The organism is Sandarakinorhabdus sp., assembly GCF_041689835.1.
In the GTDB taxonomy this organism is placed as follows: Bacteria; Pseudomonadota; Alphaproteobacteria; order Sphingomonadales; family Sphingomonadaceae; genus Sandarakinorhabdus.
Genome location: NZ_JBDNFM010000161.1, coordinates 1 through 16252 on the forward strand (window position 1 = coordinate 1; position 16252 = coordinate 16252).

At 67.4% G+C, this 16252-nt stretch carries 17 protein-coding genes; 1 reads left to right on the forward strand and 16 read right to left on the reverse strand.

What is annotated here, in order from left to right; genetic code table 11:
• Window positions 1-8: 8 nt before the first annotated feature.
• The gene (locus ACESL8_RS08745) at window positions 9-623 is read left to right on the forward strand and encodes a prolyl hydroxylase family protein (RefSeq protein ID WP_372917928.1); all 615 of its coding nucleotides are present in this window, start codon (window positions 9-11) and stop codon (window positions 621-623) included.
• Between the two features lie 69 nt (window positions 624-692).
• Here ACESL8_RS08745 and ACESL8_RS08750 read toward each other — a convergent pair whose 3' ends face one another.
• The 16 genes from ACESL8_RS08750 to ACESL8_RS08825 all read right to left on the reverse strand — a co-directional run.
• Window positions 693-3524, reverse strand: coding sequence for a TonB-dependent receptor domain-containing protein (locus ACESL8_RS08750; protein WP_372917896.1), 2832 nt, complete (start codon window positions 3522-3524; stop codon window positions 693-695).
• Window positions 3467-5011: a hypothetical protein gene (locus ACESL8_RS08755; RefSeq protein WP_372917898.1), complete on the reverse strand. Its 1545-nt coding sequence runs from the start codon at window positions 5009-5011 to the stop codon at window positions 3467-3469. The genes ACESL8_RS08750 and ACESL8_RS08755 overlap by 58 nt, the downstream gene beginning before the upstream one ends.
• A 226-nt stretch (window positions 5012-5237) precedes the next feature.
• Window positions 5238-5918, reverse strand: a complete 681-nt coding sequence (locus ACESL8_RS08760) for a hypothetical protein (RefSeq protein WP_372917900.1) — start codon at window positions 5916-5918, stop codon at window positions 5238-5240.
• Between the two features lie 13 nt (window positions 5919-5931).
• Window positions 5932-6348, reverse strand: a complete 417-nt coding sequence (locus tag ACESL8_RS08765) for a hypothetical protein (protein ID WP_372917902.1) — start codon at window positions 6346-6348, stop codon at window positions 5932-5934.
• Window positions 6342-6998: a type II secretion system protein N gene (gene gspN / locus ACESL8_RS08770; protein ID WP_372917904.1), complete on the reverse strand. Its 657-nt coding sequence runs from the start codon at window positions 6996-6998 to the stop codon at window positions 6342-6344. The genes ACESL8_RS08765 and gspN overlap by 7 nt, the downstream gene beginning before the upstream one ends.
• Window positions 6995-7459 (reverse strand): type II secretion system protein GspM, encoded by a 465-nt coding sequence (gene gspM, locus ACESL8_RS08775; protein WP_372917906.1) that lies wholly within the window; start codon window positions 7457-7459, stop codon window positions 6995-6997. Before gspM ends, gspN begins: the two co-directional genes overlap by 4 nt.
• On the reverse strand, window positions 7459-8475 hold the full coding sequence (gspL, locus tag ACESL8_RS08780; RefSeq protein ID WP_372917908.1) for a type II secretion system protein GspL: 1017 nt from the start codon (window positions 8473-8475) through the stop codon (window positions 7459-7461). The genes gspM and gspL overlap by 1 nt, the downstream gene beginning before the upstream one ends.
• The gene (gene gspK, locus ACESL8_RS08785; RefSeq protein WP_372917910.1) at window positions 8472-9452 is read right to left on the reverse strand and encodes a type II secretion system minor pseudopilin GspK; all 981 of its coding nucleotides are present in this window, start codon (window positions 9450-9452) and stop codon (window positions 8472-8474) included. The genes gspL and gspK overlap by 4 nt, the downstream gene beginning before the upstream one ends.
• A gap of 8 nt (window positions 9453-9460) precedes the next feature.
• Window positions 9461-10033: a type II secretion system minor pseudopilin GspJ gene (gene gspJ / locus ACESL8_RS08790; RefSeq protein ID WP_372917912.1), complete on the reverse strand. Its 573-nt coding sequence runs from the start codon at window positions 10031-10033 to the stop codon at window positions 9461-9463.
• Entirely contained in the window at window positions 10030-10395 is a 366-nt protein-coding gene (gspI, locus tag ACESL8_RS08795; protein WP_372917914.1) for a type II secretion system minor pseudopilin GspI, read from the reverse strand. The genes gspJ and gspI overlap by 4 nt, the downstream gene beginning before the upstream one ends.
• On the reverse strand, window positions 10385-10768 hold the full coding sequence (locus ACESL8_RS08800) for a Tfp pilus assembly protein FimT/FimU (protein WP_372917916.1): 384 nt from the start codon (window positions 10766-10768) through the stop codon (window positions 10385-10387). Before ACESL8_RS08800 ends, gspI begins: the two co-directional genes overlap by 11 nt.
• Window positions 10743-11180, reverse strand: a complete 438-nt coding sequence (gene gspG / locus ACESL8_RS08805; protein ID WP_372917918.1) for a type II secretion system major pseudopilin GspG — start codon at window positions 11178-11180, stop codon at window positions 10743-10745. Before gspG ends, ACESL8_RS08800 begins: the two co-directional genes overlap by 26 nt.
• A complete protein-coding gene (locus ACESL8_RS08810) occupies window positions 11177-12388 on the reverse strand; it encodes a type II secretion system F family protein (protein ID WP_372917920.1) in 1212 nt (403 codons plus the stop codon). The genes gspG and ACESL8_RS08810 overlap by 4 nt, the downstream gene beginning before the upstream one ends.
• Window positions 12381-13841, reverse strand: coding sequence for a GspE/PulE family protein (locus ACESL8_RS08815; RefSeq protein ID WP_372917922.1), 1461 nt, complete (start codon window positions 13839-13841; stop codon window positions 12381-12383). The genes ACESL8_RS08810 and ACESL8_RS08815 overlap by 8 nt, the downstream gene beginning before the upstream one ends.
• A complete protein-coding gene (gspD, locus tag ACESL8_RS08820) occupies window positions 13838-15949 on the reverse strand; it encodes a type II secretion system secretin GspD (RefSeq protein WP_372917924.1) in 2112 nt (703 codons plus the stop codon). The genes ACESL8_RS08815 and gspD overlap by 4 nt, the downstream gene beginning before the upstream one ends.
• Window positions 15946-16252, reverse strand: a 307-nt coding sequence (locus ACESL8_RS08825; RefSeq protein ID WP_372917926.1) for a type II secretion system protein N, incomplete at its 5' end; no start/stop codon positions are given. The genes ACESL8_RS08825 and gspD, both read right to left, overlap by 4 nt.

Sequence of the window (16252 nt, forward strand, 5' to 3'; positions counted from 1 at the left end):
GCGGCGGACTGCGGCGGACTGCGGCGGACTGCGGCGGACTGCGGCGGACTGCGGCGGACTGCGGCGGACTGCGGCGGACTGCGGCGGACTGCGCCGGGCTGATCAGCCTGATCGATGTCCATCGCCGGCCGTCCACCATCACCGATGCCTATGGGGCGGGCAGCGATTTCCGTACCAGTGAAACCGCCGATCTGCCGGCCGATGATCCGCTGGTCGGCCGCGTTTACCGCCAGCTGGCAGACTATGCCGGGCTGAATATCGCCCACGGCGAAGCCCTGCAAGGCCAGCGTTATGCGGTGGGCCAGCAATTCCAGATGCATACCGATTATTTCGAACCGTCAGGGCTGGATTATTTCCCGCACACCGAAGACGGCGGCCAGCGCACCTGGACCATGATGGTCTATCTGAACGAACCCAAAGCCGGCGGCGCCACGCGCTTCCAGCATCTGGACAAGACCATCCAGCCCGAAACCGGCAAGCTGGCGGCGTGGTGCAACCGCACTGCCGATGGCCAGCCCAACGCCTTCACGCTGCATGCCGGGCTGCCAGTGCGGGCCGGCACCAAATACATCATCACGGCGTGGTTTCGCGATCGCCCGCGCCGGCATCCCCCAGTGATCTGAAATTGGTGATCCGACACGAAAAAGCCGCCGGAGCCCGGGCTCCGGCGGCTGTATCGGGGGCAACTCAACTCAGAACTTGGCCGAAACACTGGCCTGAAATGTGCGGCCCAACACGTAGGTGTTGGTATCGATGCGGCTGGCGTTCAGGCGCTGGAATTCCTGATAACGCGTGTTGGTCAGGTTGCGGCCTTCCAGCTTCACTTCCAGATCGGTGCCCAGCAGCTTGATGCCCTGGCGCAGCACCAGATCAAACCGGATGCCGGGCTTTTCCACCAGATCGGGCTGGCCCGACGGGCCGCGGAACGCGACGCGGTTGCTGGCATAGTTGAACAGGATGGTCTGTTCCGAAAGGCCTTCATCATCCTGGAAACCGAACGACAGGTTGGCGACATGATCGGACTGGCCTGTGAGCGGCAGGCCGTTCTTGAAGATGTCGGTGGCTGGCACCACCGCGCCCGACAGCGGGAAGCGGGTGGTGTCTCCGGCCTTCACGCGCAATTTGCTGTCGGTGTAGGTGTAGTTGGCGGAGATGAAAAAGCGGCGGGTGGCAAAGAAATCACCCCAGCTCGACAGGTCGAAATATTTCTGCGCCTCGATTTCGGCACCATAAAGCCGGGCGTTGGGCACGTTGGCAAACGTCGTCTGGAAGGTGCCGCCCTGCACGAATGCGATGGCATCGATGGGTTTTTCGATGTCCTTGAAGAAACCGCCAACCGCCAAACGCTCGTCGCGGCCGAAATACCATTCATACCGGGCTTCGACGTTGATCAGCTGCGAGTTGGCGAGGAACTGGTTGCCAAAGCTGAGACGATCGCTTTCGGTGTCGAAATAGGGCTGCGGCGCCAATTCACGAAACTGCGGACGCGCGATGGTTTTCGACGCGGCAAAGCGCAACTGCATGTCTTCGGCGAAATTCCAGGTCACGGTCAGCGCCGGCAGCCAGTAATCTTCGTCGATGTCGGTTGGGGTGTTGAACGCCGAACCGGGGTTGGCATTGAACACGTCAACCGGCGTCACATTCTGCCGGCCGGTTTCGTAACGCACGCCGGCCACCACTTGCACGCCGTCGGTCGGTTCCAGTTCGATCTGGCCATAACCGGCATGCACGGTCAGCCCGGCATCATAGCGCGGCGCCACCGTGGAGATGGTGTTGAGGATGATGCCATAGGTGTACACGTTGTAATCGGACAGCAGGAAATCTGACCGTTGCTGCGTCACGGCGCCGGGCAGGGCGGCGTTGGTCTGGTAGCGATAGTCAAAACGCTCCGAGGTGCGATCAGCCTTGCTGTAGGCATAGCCAGCGGTCAGCTTGATCGGGAACGGGCCGCCGCGGATCTTGTAACCAAGGTCCAGACCGCCGCCGAGCACGTTTTCGTTCAGGCGACTGAAGGCAACCAGGCTGGATTGGCCCGGCGAGCGCAAATCGTTGACGAAATCGTTGAATTCAGCCGAAAAGGCATAATTGTTGAAGCGCTCGTAGGGTGCAAGGCGCTTGGAATTGGCATAGGTGCCGCGCAGATCGACGGTCAGATCGTCGAATTTGAATTCGCCAACAAACTGCGTGTCGATCAGCTGGCGGCGAAACAATGCCGTGGCCGTGCGCTGCAGTTGGCGATCACGGCCAACGTTGATGTCATCGGTGCCGGACTGGATGCGGGCTTCCTTGATGGTGTCGTTGACATAGACATTGACAAAGCGGACCTTGTGATCGCCGAATTCCGCGCCAATGCTGAACAAGCCATTGACGACACTGCGGAATTCCGTGGCGGCAAAATCGAAATCCTGATCCGGATTCAGCTGCAGCGCGCCGCCGGGGCCAACTGCGGCGCCGCCGGACAATTGCTGCTTGCCGGCCTTGGTCTGGAACTCGTTCGACAGGCCGGCAGCAAACACGAAGCCGATGCGCGCATCGCCCACATCCCAGGCTCTGCCGCCTGACATGTTACCGCTCCAGTTTACGGGAATGTTGTCGTTGCTGAAGATCACGTTGGTCTGGGCGTTGGCCAGCGTCGCCGTGACATCCTGCAGCTGGCGCAGCGTGTAGTTGGCACCAACGGCGAGCGCTTTGCCGCCGTCCTGGCTGGTGCGGATGCCGTTGGGCAGGGTACGGGTGCCGTCGTCATAGCCGGTCCAGTCCGTGCGGCCGCCGGAATAAACATAGCCAAGCTGGCCGGTGGTGGCCGTGTTGGCACCAATGCTGCCGCCGATATTGAAGAAGGCTTCCTTGGGCACGGCGCGCGTTGTCAGGTTGATGACGCCGCCGCCGAATTCGCCGGGAAAGTTCACCGAATAGCTTTTCTGCACGACCGACGATGCCAGCACCGAGGTCGGGAACAGATCAAGCGGCACCACGCGGCGCAGCGGATCGGGCGACGGGATCGGCAAGCCGTTGAGCAGGGCCAGCGAGTAGCGTTCGCCAAGACCGCGCACATAAACATAGCCGTTGCCGACCACCGACAGGCCCGTAACGCGCTTGAGGGCGCCGGCAATATCGCCTTCGCCGGAGCGGGCGATATCGGCTTGGCTCAATACCGACACCACCTCGCGGCTGAGCCGCACCGAGTTGGGGATGCGCCGGCCGATAACGACAATTTCACTGCCGCCGCCGCCTGGGATCGAAATGTCGACCGGCTCTTCCTCGGGCGCGGCTTCAGCGGCCGGTACAGGTGCGGGGGCCGGCGGCGTCGCCGATTGCGCCCGGGCTGGGGCGGCAAACGCCGCCATCATGGAGGTCGAAAGCAGTAAAGGCAGCAGTTTCGTCATCTTCTTGTCCCCGGTCGAAGTGCGGCGGCCGGCAGCGGCAAGAAGCGCGCTGCCGGCCAGGGCGCTTACTGGATCGGCGCTTACTGGATTGGCGAGGGCGCTGCGGTGCAGGCGGCGGCGCCCGTGCCAACGCCGCATGTCCAACCGGTGTACCAGGTATCAGCGGCGGTGCGGAACGCGCCCACGAACGTGGTTTCATCGAAGAACGTGCCGGTACCGGTGTAGGCCGTGCGCGGATTGGTGGCGACGGCGCTGGTTTCAAAGCTGCCCGGCAGGAAGATATCGGTCAGCGTCAGAATTACCGGCGGCAGTAGGTTGTTGTTGCCGGTGATGATCGGCGTGATGCTGACCAGCGGCACGTCGGCTTCGTCACGGGCCGCGCCCGAGCAACCGAAGATTACCGAACGGAACACCGGCGCGCCGGCTTCGTCGATGGCAGCATCGGCGGCGGTCACCGCCGTTTGCGCGCCATCGATATCGAGGCACAGGCCGGTCGCGGTGGTGTTGCGGATGATGCCGTTCACCAGGCCATAATCGGTGCCGCCGCGCAGCAGCACGCTGTCGGGCGTGCGGTTGCCGATGAAGGTGAAATTGGCGATGCGCGGGTTGGAGCGCGGCGTGCGGGTTTCACTGCCCGAGGTTTCGGCTTCGATCACACGGTCGCCGCCGTTGGTGCGCTGCACGACCAGAACATATTGCATCAGGCCCTTGAAGCCGAGATCGGTATCGAGCGAATCATCGTCCGCACCGGTGATCACGACGTTCTTGTGGCTCACGCGGCCACCAAACCATTCGATGCCATCATCGGAACTGTTGTGGACCTGGATGAAATTGGCGGTGGTGCCGTTGCCGACGCCGCCGAACGTGATGCCGTTCAGCTCGTTGCCGGGGCTGACTTCAAAGCCGGGGAAGCGCACCTGAATGTAGGCCAGCCGGCCCGAGTTGTCAGCCGGGCTGCCGCCGCCGTAAAATGCGCCGGTCAGGCCTTCGATGGCCGATTGGCATGCAACTGTGCCGGGCGCAGCGCCGGCGCCAACGCAGGTGTGGATCGGCGCGCGGCCGAGCACGACGATGCCGCCCCACTGGCCGATCGAACTGTCGTTCACAGCGCCTTCCATGTTGGAACGGCTGGTGAAGACGATCGGGCGGGTCGCGCTGCCTTCGGCAAAGATCTGCGAACCACGGTTGATCACCAGCGCATCGGCACCAGACGAGCCGAACACGACCACACCCGGTTCGATGGTGAGGATGCCTTGAACTGCGCCAGCAACCGGCGCGCCGGGATCGGCGCCCAGATCGGTGCCGACGTTGACGCGGCCCGACAACGAATACACCGTGCCGCGAATGTTACGCAAGGTGAGCCCGCCGGTGACGGTGCCGGAAATCTGGCAATTGCGCAGATTGTTGATGACGCCAACATTGGTGGTGCCGGTGGGGCAATCGGCAGCTGGGCCAGTCGGGGTGGGGGTGGGCGTCGGGGCCGGAGCGGGAGCCGGGGCCGGCGGCGGCACCACGATGGCGCCTTCGCCGGGCGACGCAATGTTCTTGGCACCATCGCAGGCCACCAGGACCAACGCCGAACCGATCATGAGCAGATTGCGAAGGCGGAAATTCTGTGAGCGCATCATGGGTTGACCCCTATTGGCCGGGTGGTTGGCAAGATTGGGGTGAACTGTGGCCGACAGCGCCCCCGCGATGGGCAGGGCAATAGGCGCGATTCGTGGCGGCGCGATTACGGGAAGGTTGCACCGGCATTACGGATCAATGGCGATTCAGTGACGCCAGGGTTGCGGTTTCGTGACAGCGCGATCGGCCCAGTCGCGATCCAGTTGCGGCTCAATCTCGACCAGGTCAGGGCGTTACCACCGCTTCCCGCCGTGCCGCGCCGCGCCGATAGGCCAGCAGCAAGCGGCCGTTGGCGGCCAATTCCTGCGGCAATTCCATGATCTTTTCTTCCGAAATCAGATCGGTGCCATTGGCCGAAAGCAGCACATCGCCCGGCCTGAGCCCAGCCCGCGCCAGCGCCGGCAGCCCGGACAGACTATCGAGCCGCCAGCCCGTGACCCGGCCACTGGCCTTCACCGGGCGCAGCGCCAGCCGCCACGGGGTTGGATCACCGCCGGGCGGCGCGGCCTGCCCGGCTGCGTTGGCCGGCCCGGCATCACCAAAGGCCAGCACCAACTCGCCCGCAGGCCCGGCCAGTATGGCGCGGCCCGGCTCGACGCGCAGCAGCCTGATGCCGCCGGGCAGGCTGCGGCCAGGGCGCAACAGATATTGCTTCCCGCCGGCGACCACGATCGCCATGCCGCCATCCGGCCCGGCACGCAGGCCGGCCAGCGCCAGATCAACCGGCGCAGTGGTTGCAGCGGCAGGCGGCGGCACCGGCGCGGCGACGGCTGGCGCCGGCGTTGGGGGCGCAGGCGGCGGCTCGTCACCGCCGCGCAATATCCACACCAGGCCGGCCGACAGCGCCAGGCCGCCGCCGATCGCCAGCGCCCATTCCGTGCGCGTGTTGGTGCGCCGTGCAGCCATTACAAAGCCGCCGTCATTGGGGGCAGCCGGCCAGGCCCGCCACTGGCAACACAACGGCGCTGCCGTCACTTTCGGTGATGGTCAGACTGCCATCGCGCACCACGGCGCCGCCGGCGGTGGCGGGCAATATGGTCAGCCGCACCTCGAAACTGCGGCTGGCCGAACGATATCGGCTGATCGGCGCAAAGCCCATCACGCTTTCGCCGTCGCGCGCCTCTGCCGGCAAATCGGTGGAGCGGCCATCGATGATGGCGCGCAGGATCGGCGGCGTGCGGCCCAGCATGGCGATGCGCTGGCCGCTCGCCCGGTCCCACAAAAACAGCGCACAGGTGCCGGCTTCGAGCGTTTGCGGCGGCAGCTCGGCAAAAGGCGCCGGAAGCGTTGGCCCGGCAGCAGCCAGTTGCAGCGCCAGCAAGGCAGCGATCACCATGTCCCGGTTTCCTCTTTTACCAATGCGCCGGCTTCGGCCCGAAATCCGCCAGCGGCCAGCGCGGCGGCTTCGCTCGGCGCCGCGCCGGATATCACCAGCCGCGCTGTCCAGCGGCCGATGTTGCTGATCAATTCCAGCCGCACACGGCCATCGCCGCTGGCCAACGGCAGCAGCAGCGCCGCCCCTTCGCAGCGCGGCGCGCCGGCCAATTGGCGCTGACCGGCCAGCGGCAGCGCCAGTTCGGCCGTCACCTGCCCGCCCGCCGCCTCGCAGCGACCCGCGCCGTCCAGCGTTGCCATCACATCGGCCAGGTTCACCCCGGCCAGCGGCAAGCCGGGCAGCGGGCTGCCGTTCACCCGGCCATTCAGCCCCGATACGCCGCCCGCGGTAAAGCCGCGCCAGATCAGCCCCGTAGCACTCCCCAGCACATCCCACTGGATCCGGCCCCTGAGCAGGGCGCCCGGCTGCAGCGCCATCGCCGTGTCACCCAGCTGCATCCGGCCCAGCGCCGCGCCGGTCAATTCTGCGTGCCACACGTTCCCGCGCACCGCGGTGGCCGCCAGAGGCGGCGCCGGCAGCAGCAGCCGCGCCGGCAGCAGCGCCGCCAGCCCGGCAATCAGGCCAAGGCCCAAAGCCAGCCCCCGCCTCACCCGGCGCTCCGCACCAGCAGGCGCGCCCGCACCGATTGGTCGGGGTTGCGGCTGGCTTCCAGCTGCTCGATCACCAGCCCGTCGCGCTGTTCGAGCCCGGTGGCCCAGCCGATCAGCAGCCGCCCGTTGATGGCGGCAATTTCCAGCACGGCTTGGCCCGGCCCTTGTGCCTCCAGCCGCGCTGGCTGCAGCCCGGCATCGGCGAGACGGCGGTTGAGCACGTCGATCACCGGTGCCGGACTGATTGCCGGGCGGGCCAGAATCGCCGCGGCAAGTGCTTGCGCCTGCGCGAGCCGGGCGTCGGCTGTCACGGCCTCCGCCTGCGCTGCCTCGCGTGCCGCAGCGATCGGGCGCACCAGCAGCAGCCAAACCAGCAGCGCGCCCAGCAACGCCAGCATGATACCAAGCAGCACGCGCTCGCGGCCGCTGCGTTGCGCCCACCACGGGGAAAACATCGCCATCATTTCGCGCGCACCGTCACATCGCTCACGCTGCCATCGGTGGTCGCGCGGGTGGCGCCTGCGCTGGCCGCCAGCCCCGCCTGCCCAAGCGCATCGGCCAGTGCCTGTGCTTCACCGCCGCCGCCTGCCACCCCGGCCACCAGCCCGCCGGCGGGCGTATAGCCCAGGCTGGCCAGCCCGGCGCCCGGGCGATTGCCCAGCGCCTGCACCAGCGGCCCGGCCAGCCCTGCCAGCCCGCCCGCCGCGCCGCGCTTTTGCGCCTGCACCTGCAACATCGACAACGCCGAAGCGCTGTCCTCGGCGCCGGGCGCCAGTGCCTGCACTTGGCTATCGGCCGCGCGCACGGCGCTGCCGGCTTGAACCAGCGCAGCAATATCACCGCCCAGCCACAGCCCCAATATGCTCGCCGCAAGCAGCGCCAGCCGCCGCACTTGCCGCCTGTCGGGCTGCCAACGGGTGACGGGAGCATAGTCGCCAGAAAGCAGATCGATCGGCAGCGGATCAGGTAACTGCAGCCGCGCCGGGCTGGTGCTGGCGTTGCCGATGATGGCAGCGGCAAGGTCGGCCTCGGCGGCAAAGGCCGCTGCGGCGCTGCGGGCGAGCACGCGCGTGCCCTCTTGTGCCACGGCCCAGCCAGCGGCCGGGGCTGGCAGCAGCAAGGGATCGGGGATCAGTGCAGCGGGCTTCCAGCCGGCCCGTGCCGCTTCGGCGAGCCAGCCAGCCATGGCTTTACGCGCCACCACGGCCACCACGCGCAGGCCGCTGCCGGGCGCGACGGCGATATGGGGATCGGCCTCGCCCAGCCGGTCGGCCAATGCCATCCGGGCGGCGGCGGCGGCCTGCGCCGGCGCCAGATCGGGCAGATCGAGCCAGTGCAGCGCCGCCGCCTCGCCGGGCACGGCGAGCACCAGCGGCGTGGCGGGATCGGGTTGGGGCCAGCCATCACCTGCGGCAAGCACGCGGCCGCCGTCCAGCCGCTGCCAGCGCGGCGCGGGCGCGAGCGTGACCAGCATCATGCCTCATCCCCCCAACGGCGCAGCAGCAGCTTGGCCGGCGCCGTGCCGGTATCGACAAGGCCGGTTTGCGCCAGTGTCACATCATCGATTGTCGTTGTCATGCGGAACGCCACGAAACGGTCGCGCGTGCCGGGCTGGCGCAGCGCGTCGGCGGCGATCTGGCGGCCAGCCAGCAGTGGCTGCGCCCAGAACGCCGCAACATCGCGCCAGCCGCCAGCCGGCCTGGCGGCAATGATGTCACGCGCGGCTGCCAGCGGCACACCGGCGATGGCGGCCAGCACTGGCGCATCGGCAGCGGCAAGGCTGTTGAGATTGGGGCGCGAAAGCTCGGCTTCGGGCAGGGCGCACAGGTGCGGTGCGGTGCGGGCGAAAATGGCGGGGGTAACGCCGGCCACCGCGCGCCATTCGCTGGTTTCGGCCAGCAATGTGCCGGCGGTGCGGTACGGCGTGGCGGCGCGGGCATAGGCCGGATCTTCGGCGCCGCCCGACCCCGGTTGCTGATCCACATCCACCCAATCGGCGGTGGCGGCGGCGATACGCTGGGCTTCGGCTTGCGGCACATCGAGCAGGCCAAGCAGTGCGGCCAGTTGTTCGGTGCCAAGCGGCCGGGTGAGTGTGCGCCCCGGCGGCCCCATGGCGACACTGTTGAGATTGAAGCAATTGCCGCCGGGGCTGAGCGTCACCGTGGCGGGGCCGGCCGGCGTGGGCAGCGCAAACGCCTGCTGCGGCAACACCGGCATTTCAGAGGCGGGGGGCAGCCGGGCCAGGATCATCGTCTCGCCGGCCAGCGCCGCGCCGCGCGCCGCCTCCAGCCCGGCGCGAGTGGCATCGAGATGGCGGGCAAGCCGCAGCCGATCGAACAGGCTGGTGGACAGCGCCGCCAGCACGCCCACCAGCACCAGCACGTTGATCAGCGCCGCGCCCTGTTCTTGCGGAGGAATCGGCGGGGTCGTGCGCCCTGTCGTGCGCCCCGTCATGTGCCCCGTCATGCGCCCGGCCCCACAGGCACAATCTGGCGAACGTGGCCGATCTGCGGCCCATCCAGCGTGAGTTCGATGGCGCGCGGCAATTGGCCGGCCTCCCCGCTCCAGCCGTCTTGCCAGCCTTGCGCCGTGAGCACCCGCAGCCGCGCCGCCGTCACTCCGCGCGCCAGCACGCTGGCCTGAGCCGCGTCGGTTCCGTCCACCATCGCGGCGGAGCGGCGGACGAGGGCATCGCCGTCGATCACCCACACCACCCGCTGCAGCGAGGCCCGCGCCGCATTGCCGGGATTGGCCCAGCCGCGCCGCACCAGCGTGAACAGCGTGCCATCGTTGCTGGAAAAGGCCGGGTGCGGGCGGCCTTCGTTATCCCGCCACGGGCGGGGCGCGGCTTGGCCGGCATCGGCAATGAGCAGCGCGCGCAGCCGGGCAAGATCGCCGCTGGTGCCCACCAGCGCCTGTGCCTGGCTGCTGGCCTGCACACTGCCGGCCAGCAGCGCCGTGCCAGCCGCCGCCATCAGGCCAAACAGGAACAGGCCAACCAGCAATTCGATCAGGGTGAAGCCGGCCTCTCTCACCGCGCGCTCCACAACAGGCTGTCCGCCGCGATCACCTGGCCATTGTCGCCGGTGACGGCCACCGCGATCAGCAAGGTGCCGGGATCAGGGCCGGGGCCGATCTGCCGCCGCCACGGCCATTCGCGGCTGCCGGCGCGTTCGCGGCCTTGGTCGGCGGTGGGCGCTGTGGCGGCCAGCATGGCTTCCAGCGTCTGATTGCGGGCGACGATGGCGGCATATTGGCGATCGGACAATGTGGCGGCGCTGGCCAGGCTGACGCCCTGCAAACGAATGAGCGCGACAGCAGCGAGGCCAAAAATGGCCAGCGCCACCATCACCTCGATCAGGCTGAAGCCCCCCTGTGATGTGCGCTCAGCGCGCATTGACGCCTCCCGCCGCGTCGATGGTCACGCTGGCTGCCGCATCGCCGCTGGAAACGACGATCCGCGCCGGGGTGGCAAGGCCGGTGGCATCGAAACTGATCGGGCCGGCGGGTTCGCTGCTGAGGGTCAGCCCCTCCGGCACCGTTGGCGCGAATGTCGTGCTCTGCCCCGTCAGGATCGCCATGTCGCGCGTTGCAGCGGCCTGCGCTGCCAGTTTCACGGTAGCGCTGCGCACCCGGTCGTCCGGGCCGGGCAGGGTGAGCACGAGCGCAGCGCTGGTGATGCCGATGATGGCCATCACCACCACCAGTTCCACCAGCGTGAAGCCGGCCTGGCCCGGGCGCTGCTCAGAGGTTCCAGTTGCCGATGTCATCGGCCTCCCCCCCCGGCCCGGTCAGGCCGTCCGGCCCCATCGACCACACGTCGAACGCGCCTTTGCGGCCCGGGCTGACATATTGATAGGGATGGCCCCACGGATCGTTTGGCAGCCGCTGCACATAGCCGCCGGGGCGATAGCGTTCGGGCTGGGCCATGTCGGTGGGCGCGGCCTTCAGCGCCGCAAGGCCCTGGTTGGTTGTGGGGAAAATCATCGTGTCGGCCTTGTAGCTGGTCAACGCGGTTTCCAGCGTGGCGATATCGGCGCGGGTGCGGGTGATGGCGGCCTTGTCCACATCGGGCAGCACATTGAGCACCACCACTGTCGTCAGTATGCCGATGATGACGATCACCACCATCATCTCGATGAGGGTGAAGCCCTGTTCCTCGCGCTTATTATGGCGTTTCATGGTTGGGCCAGGCTTTCGAGTTGCAGGATGGGCAGCAGGATTGACAGCACGATCATCGCCACCGCGCCGCCCATCACCAGAATGATCGCCGGCTCCAGCAGCGCCAGCGCCGAACGCGTGAGCGTATCGAACTCGCGTTCGAGCGCTTCGGCGCCCTTTTCCAGCATCACATCAAGGCGCCCGGCGCTTTCGCCGCCAGCAGCCATGGCCACCAGCAGCGGCGGCAACACGGCGGCACGGCGCATCGCGGCGGTCAGGCTGGCGCCTTCGCTGATATCGTCGGCCATCTGGGCAATGCGGGCGCGGATTTCGCGACTGCCGATGGTGGGCAATGTCAGCTTGAGGCCTTCGACCAGCGGCAACCGGCTCGCCACCATCATCGCCAGCGTGCGCGCCAGCCGGGCGGCCTGCCAATCGCGCAGCAACCGCCCCGCCAGCGGCAGACGCAGCAGCCAGGCATCGAAACGCCGGCGCAGCGCCTCATCACGCAGGGCGCGTCTGGCCAGCACAGCGCCGCCCGCCCCCACCAGCAGGATCGCCCACCAGCCCGCCGCCAGCGCATGACTGAGCGCCATCACGATGCGGGTGAGCAGCGGCAGCGTCTGGCCGATATCGGCAAATTGTTCGGCAATGCGCGGCACCACGAATATCATCAACGCCGCCACCGCCAGCATCGCCACCGCCGCCAGCGCCGCCGGATAGGCCAGCGCCGCCTGCACACGGCCTTTCAATTCGGCCTGCCGATCGAGCAGCGCCGCCAGCCGTTCCAGCACCTGCGGCAGCGTGCCGGCGCCTTCACCTGCAGCGACCATGGCGCGGTACAGCGGCGGAAAACTCAGTGCTTCGAGTGCCATCGCGTCCGAAAGGCGGCGGCCTTCGATCACGGCGCCGTGAACAGTGGTGAGCACGGTACGGGGGCGTGCGCCTTCGGTTTGCTTGACGATGGTACGCAGCGCTTCTTCGAGCGGGGTGACGGCAGCCAGCGTCGCCAATTGCCGCGTGAACAGCGACAGCGCGCTGGGGCTCAGCCTGGCGCTGCCCACGGCCAGCACCGGTTCGCCGCCCGCCCCGCTGCTGGCGTCCAGCCTGGTGGCAAACAGGCGTTTGTCCAGCAGGTCGGCACGGGCGGCTGCGCTGTTGGCCGCGTTGATGCGCCCCGAACGCGGCTTGCCGGCAATATCGAGCGCTTCGTAGCGAAACTCAGCCATCGGCCGGCTCCACACCACCAATGACGCGCAGCGCTTCAGTCGGGGTGGTCAGCCCGTCCATCACGGCGCGGGCGGCAATCTCAGCCAGCCCGGGGCTGCCGGCAGCGGCGGCCAGATCGGCGGCGGTGGCACCGTCGTTGATGCGCACCGCCAGCGCGTCGGTCATGCGGATGATGTCGTACAGGCCCACACGGCCTTGCCAGCCCGTGTGGTTGCAGGCGGCGCAGCCCGGTGCTTGCCATACGGGCGAACCGGCAGCGATGCCCAGCGCAGCGGCGGTCCCTGCATCGGCGGCGTGGGCGGTGCGGCATTCCGGGCACAGCCGGCGCACCAGCCGCTGCGCCACCACGGCGCGCAGCGTGGCGGCAAGCAGGAACGGCTCAACGCCGAAATCGCGCAGGCGGGTGATGGCGCTGGCGGCATCGTTGGTGTGCAGCGACGACAGCACAAGATGGCCGGTGAGCGCGGCCTGCACGGCGATGCTGGCGGTTTCGGCATCGCGGATTTCGCCGACCATCACCACATCGGGATCTTGCCGCAAAATCGCCCGCAGGCCGGCGGCGAAGCTGAGGCCAACCTTGGGGTTCACCTGAGTCTGCCCGATGCCATCGACGGCATATTCCACTGGGTCTTCCACGGTGAGGATATTGCTGCGGCCGTCGTTGAGCAGTTTCAGCCCGGCATAAAGCGTCGTCGTCTTGCCGCTTCCGGTCGGGCCGGTCACCAGCACCAGGCCATTGGGGGCGGCCAGCGCGGCGCGGAAATCGGCTTCGATGCCGGCGGGCATGCCCAGCGCGGCCAGATCGATGCCGGCATTTTCCTTGTCGAGCAGGCGCAGCACCACCCGCTCTCCGCCGCGCGCCGGCAGTGTGGAAACGCGCACATCAAGGCGTTTGCTGCCCAGCGTCAGATCCATGCGGCCATCCTGCGGCAGCCGGCGTTCGGCGATATCCAGCCGCGCCATCACCTTGATGCGGCTGACCAGCAGCGCCGCGACGCCGGGCGGCAACCGGTGCATTTCCTTCAATTCGCCGTCGGCGCGCATCCTGATGATCAGCGCGGTTTCAAACGGCTCGATGTGGATATCCGATGCCTTCATCCGCGCAGCCTCGGCAATCAGGCCGTTGATCAGGCGGATGGCGGGGGCTTCGTCGTCGCTGGCCAGCAGATCTTCGGCCGATGGCATGTCGTCGCCAAAACCCGCCAGCTCATCGGCCTGTCCGGCGTAGGCGCTGCGGGCATAATGATCCTGCAGCAGCCGATCGAATTCCGCATCGGCCACTTCGTGCAGCGCCAGCGGGCGGCCGGCAATGCGGCGCACTTCGGCCAGCGCCAATGCATTGCTGCCAGCCCGGCGCGCCACCTGTGCCACATCACCCAGCGCGGTGACGATCACGCCCTGCGCCTTGGCAAAGGCGTAAGACAACATGGGGGAAAGCGCCGGCTGGCTCATGGTTTTGGCGGCGTTGCGGGGAGCGCGACTTGCTGGGCCGCACCGGGGATCGGCGCCTTCAGATAATCCCGCACCAGCGCATCGATGCTGGGGATTTGCGTGCCTTCGCGGCGGGCCTGTTCGGCGCGCACATACTGGTAACGCTCCCCGGTGATCTGGGCGGCGTCTTCGGCGTTCCTGATGATCGTCGAGCGGATGAACACCATCAGGTTGGTCTTGGTGCGGTCGCGCGATTTGGAACGGAACAGATTGCCCAGGATCGGGATGTCGCCCAGCAACGGCACCTTTTCGATGGCGCGGCGCTCATTTTCGTCGATCAGGCCGCCCAGCGCGATGATCTGGCCATCGTCCACGGTGACTGTGGTCGTGATTTCACGCTTGTTGAGGATGATATCGGGGATATTCTGGGTAACGATTGAGGTCGCGATGCTGCTCACCTCCTGCCGCAGCGTCAGCTTGATGGTGCCGCCGGCGTTGATCTGTGGCCGCACATCCAGCGCAATACCGATATCCTGGCGCTGCACGGTGCGAAACGCATTGTCGAAATTGTTCGACAGCGCCTGGCCGGTTGCAAGTGGCACATTCTGGCCCACCAGTATGCGGGCCTGGGCATTGTCCAGCGTCATCACCGACGGCGTTGACAGCACGTTGGACGCGGTATCGGCCTTCACGGCGTTGACGACGAAACCGAACTCCGCATTGCTGCCCAGATTGCCGCCAAAGCCGAACTGGCCGCCAGTGGCATTGAGCAAGCTGCTCACCGCTGCATTGCGCAGGGCAACCGTGGTGGAATTATCCTGGCCATAGCGTTTTTCGGATGCAATCGCGCCGGCCACGGCCAGCAGATTGGGCGCGGCGTTGCTATAGTTGGTGACGGAAAACGGAATGTTGGAGCCGCCGGTGCCCGACAGCAGGAACTGCACGCCCAGCCGCTGCGCAGCAACGTCGCTGATCTCCACGATTACCGCTTCCACCAGCACCTGTTCGCGGCGCACATCCAGCTGGCGGATCACTTCACCCAGCCGGCGCTGCACATCGGTGGGCGCGGCGATCACCACGGCGTTGGCGCCCTCATAACGCGCAATCACCGCCTGGCCGCGGCCGATGCTGGCGCCGGGCACAAAGCCGCTGGTGCCAAGGCTGCCGCCGGACGGCGCGGCTGGCAGCGGCGCACTGGCGGCGGGCTGGCCCTGATTGGCGCCGCTCGCATTGCCGAACGCGCTTTGCGCTGGCTGCGTCATCGGGGCGGCCTGGCTGGCCGGGCTTATCGGTTGGCCAACAAGCTGTTGCAGCACCGGCACCAATTTTTCGGCATCGGCGTGTTTCAGGAAAAATACCCGCACATCGCTGCCGGCGGCCGCCGCTTGATCAAGTTCGGCGACGATGCGCGCCAGCTTGCTCAGCGTCGCCGGATCACCGCGCAAAATCAGGCTGTTGCTGGCATCCACCGGCGCCGCCTGCCAGCCGCGGCCTTCCGCCGAGCCTTGCGCAACCTGAGACAGGCTGGCGGCAATCTCGCGGGCGCCGGCGTGTTTCAGGGCAATCACGCGCACAGCGGCCCGGTCCTGATCGATCTGGCGGGCAAGCTGACGCACGCGGGCGACGTTGTCGGCGTAATCCGCCACAATCACCGCATTGCCGGCGCGGTTGGCCGTCACCTGGCCTTCGCGGCTCACCAACGGACGCAGCGTTTCAACAGCCGATGCGGCATCGATGAAACTGAGGTTGATCACGATTGTCTGAAACCGGTCACGGCCCAAGCCTGCCGATGCCCCGCCGGAGGGTTGGGTTGCAGCACCATCGGCCGGGGTAACGCGAAATGCCCCGCCAGCGGCCGGCGTGACCACCAGCCCGTTGGCACGCAGCGTCGAAAGGAACAGTTCGAAATAACCCGCTTGATCGAGCGGGCGTTCGGAAACCACCGAAACCTTGCCCTGCACACGCGGATCGATGATGAACGTGCGGCCCGTAGCGCGCGACACATCCTGAATAAAGACGCGCACATCGGCGTCGCGCAGATTGACCGTTTGCTGGGCCAGCGCCGGGGCGGCGATCAGCAAAGTCATCAGGGTTTGGGCCAAAAGGGCAGGGGAGGTTTTGCGCGTCATTTGCGGTCCTGCCGGGGCGGCTCGGCATCGGCCGGGCTGCCCGATTGATCGATGTACAATTGCTCGCGCGTGCCGCCGCGGTCCAGCGTTACGGATTCAAATTCCACCGCCACCAGCCGCACGCCGGGCATCACCTCATCTCCTACGCCGATGCTCTGCTGCTGGCCATCGGGGGCGGCGATGATCGCCGATCCCCGGCACGATGCCGCATCGACCCGCGTGCCCAGCAGCACCAGATCAAGGCCTGAAGCCGCGTCCGCCGCCGCCGCCGGCCCAGCCGGGAAAAACGGATCAAGGCTCGCC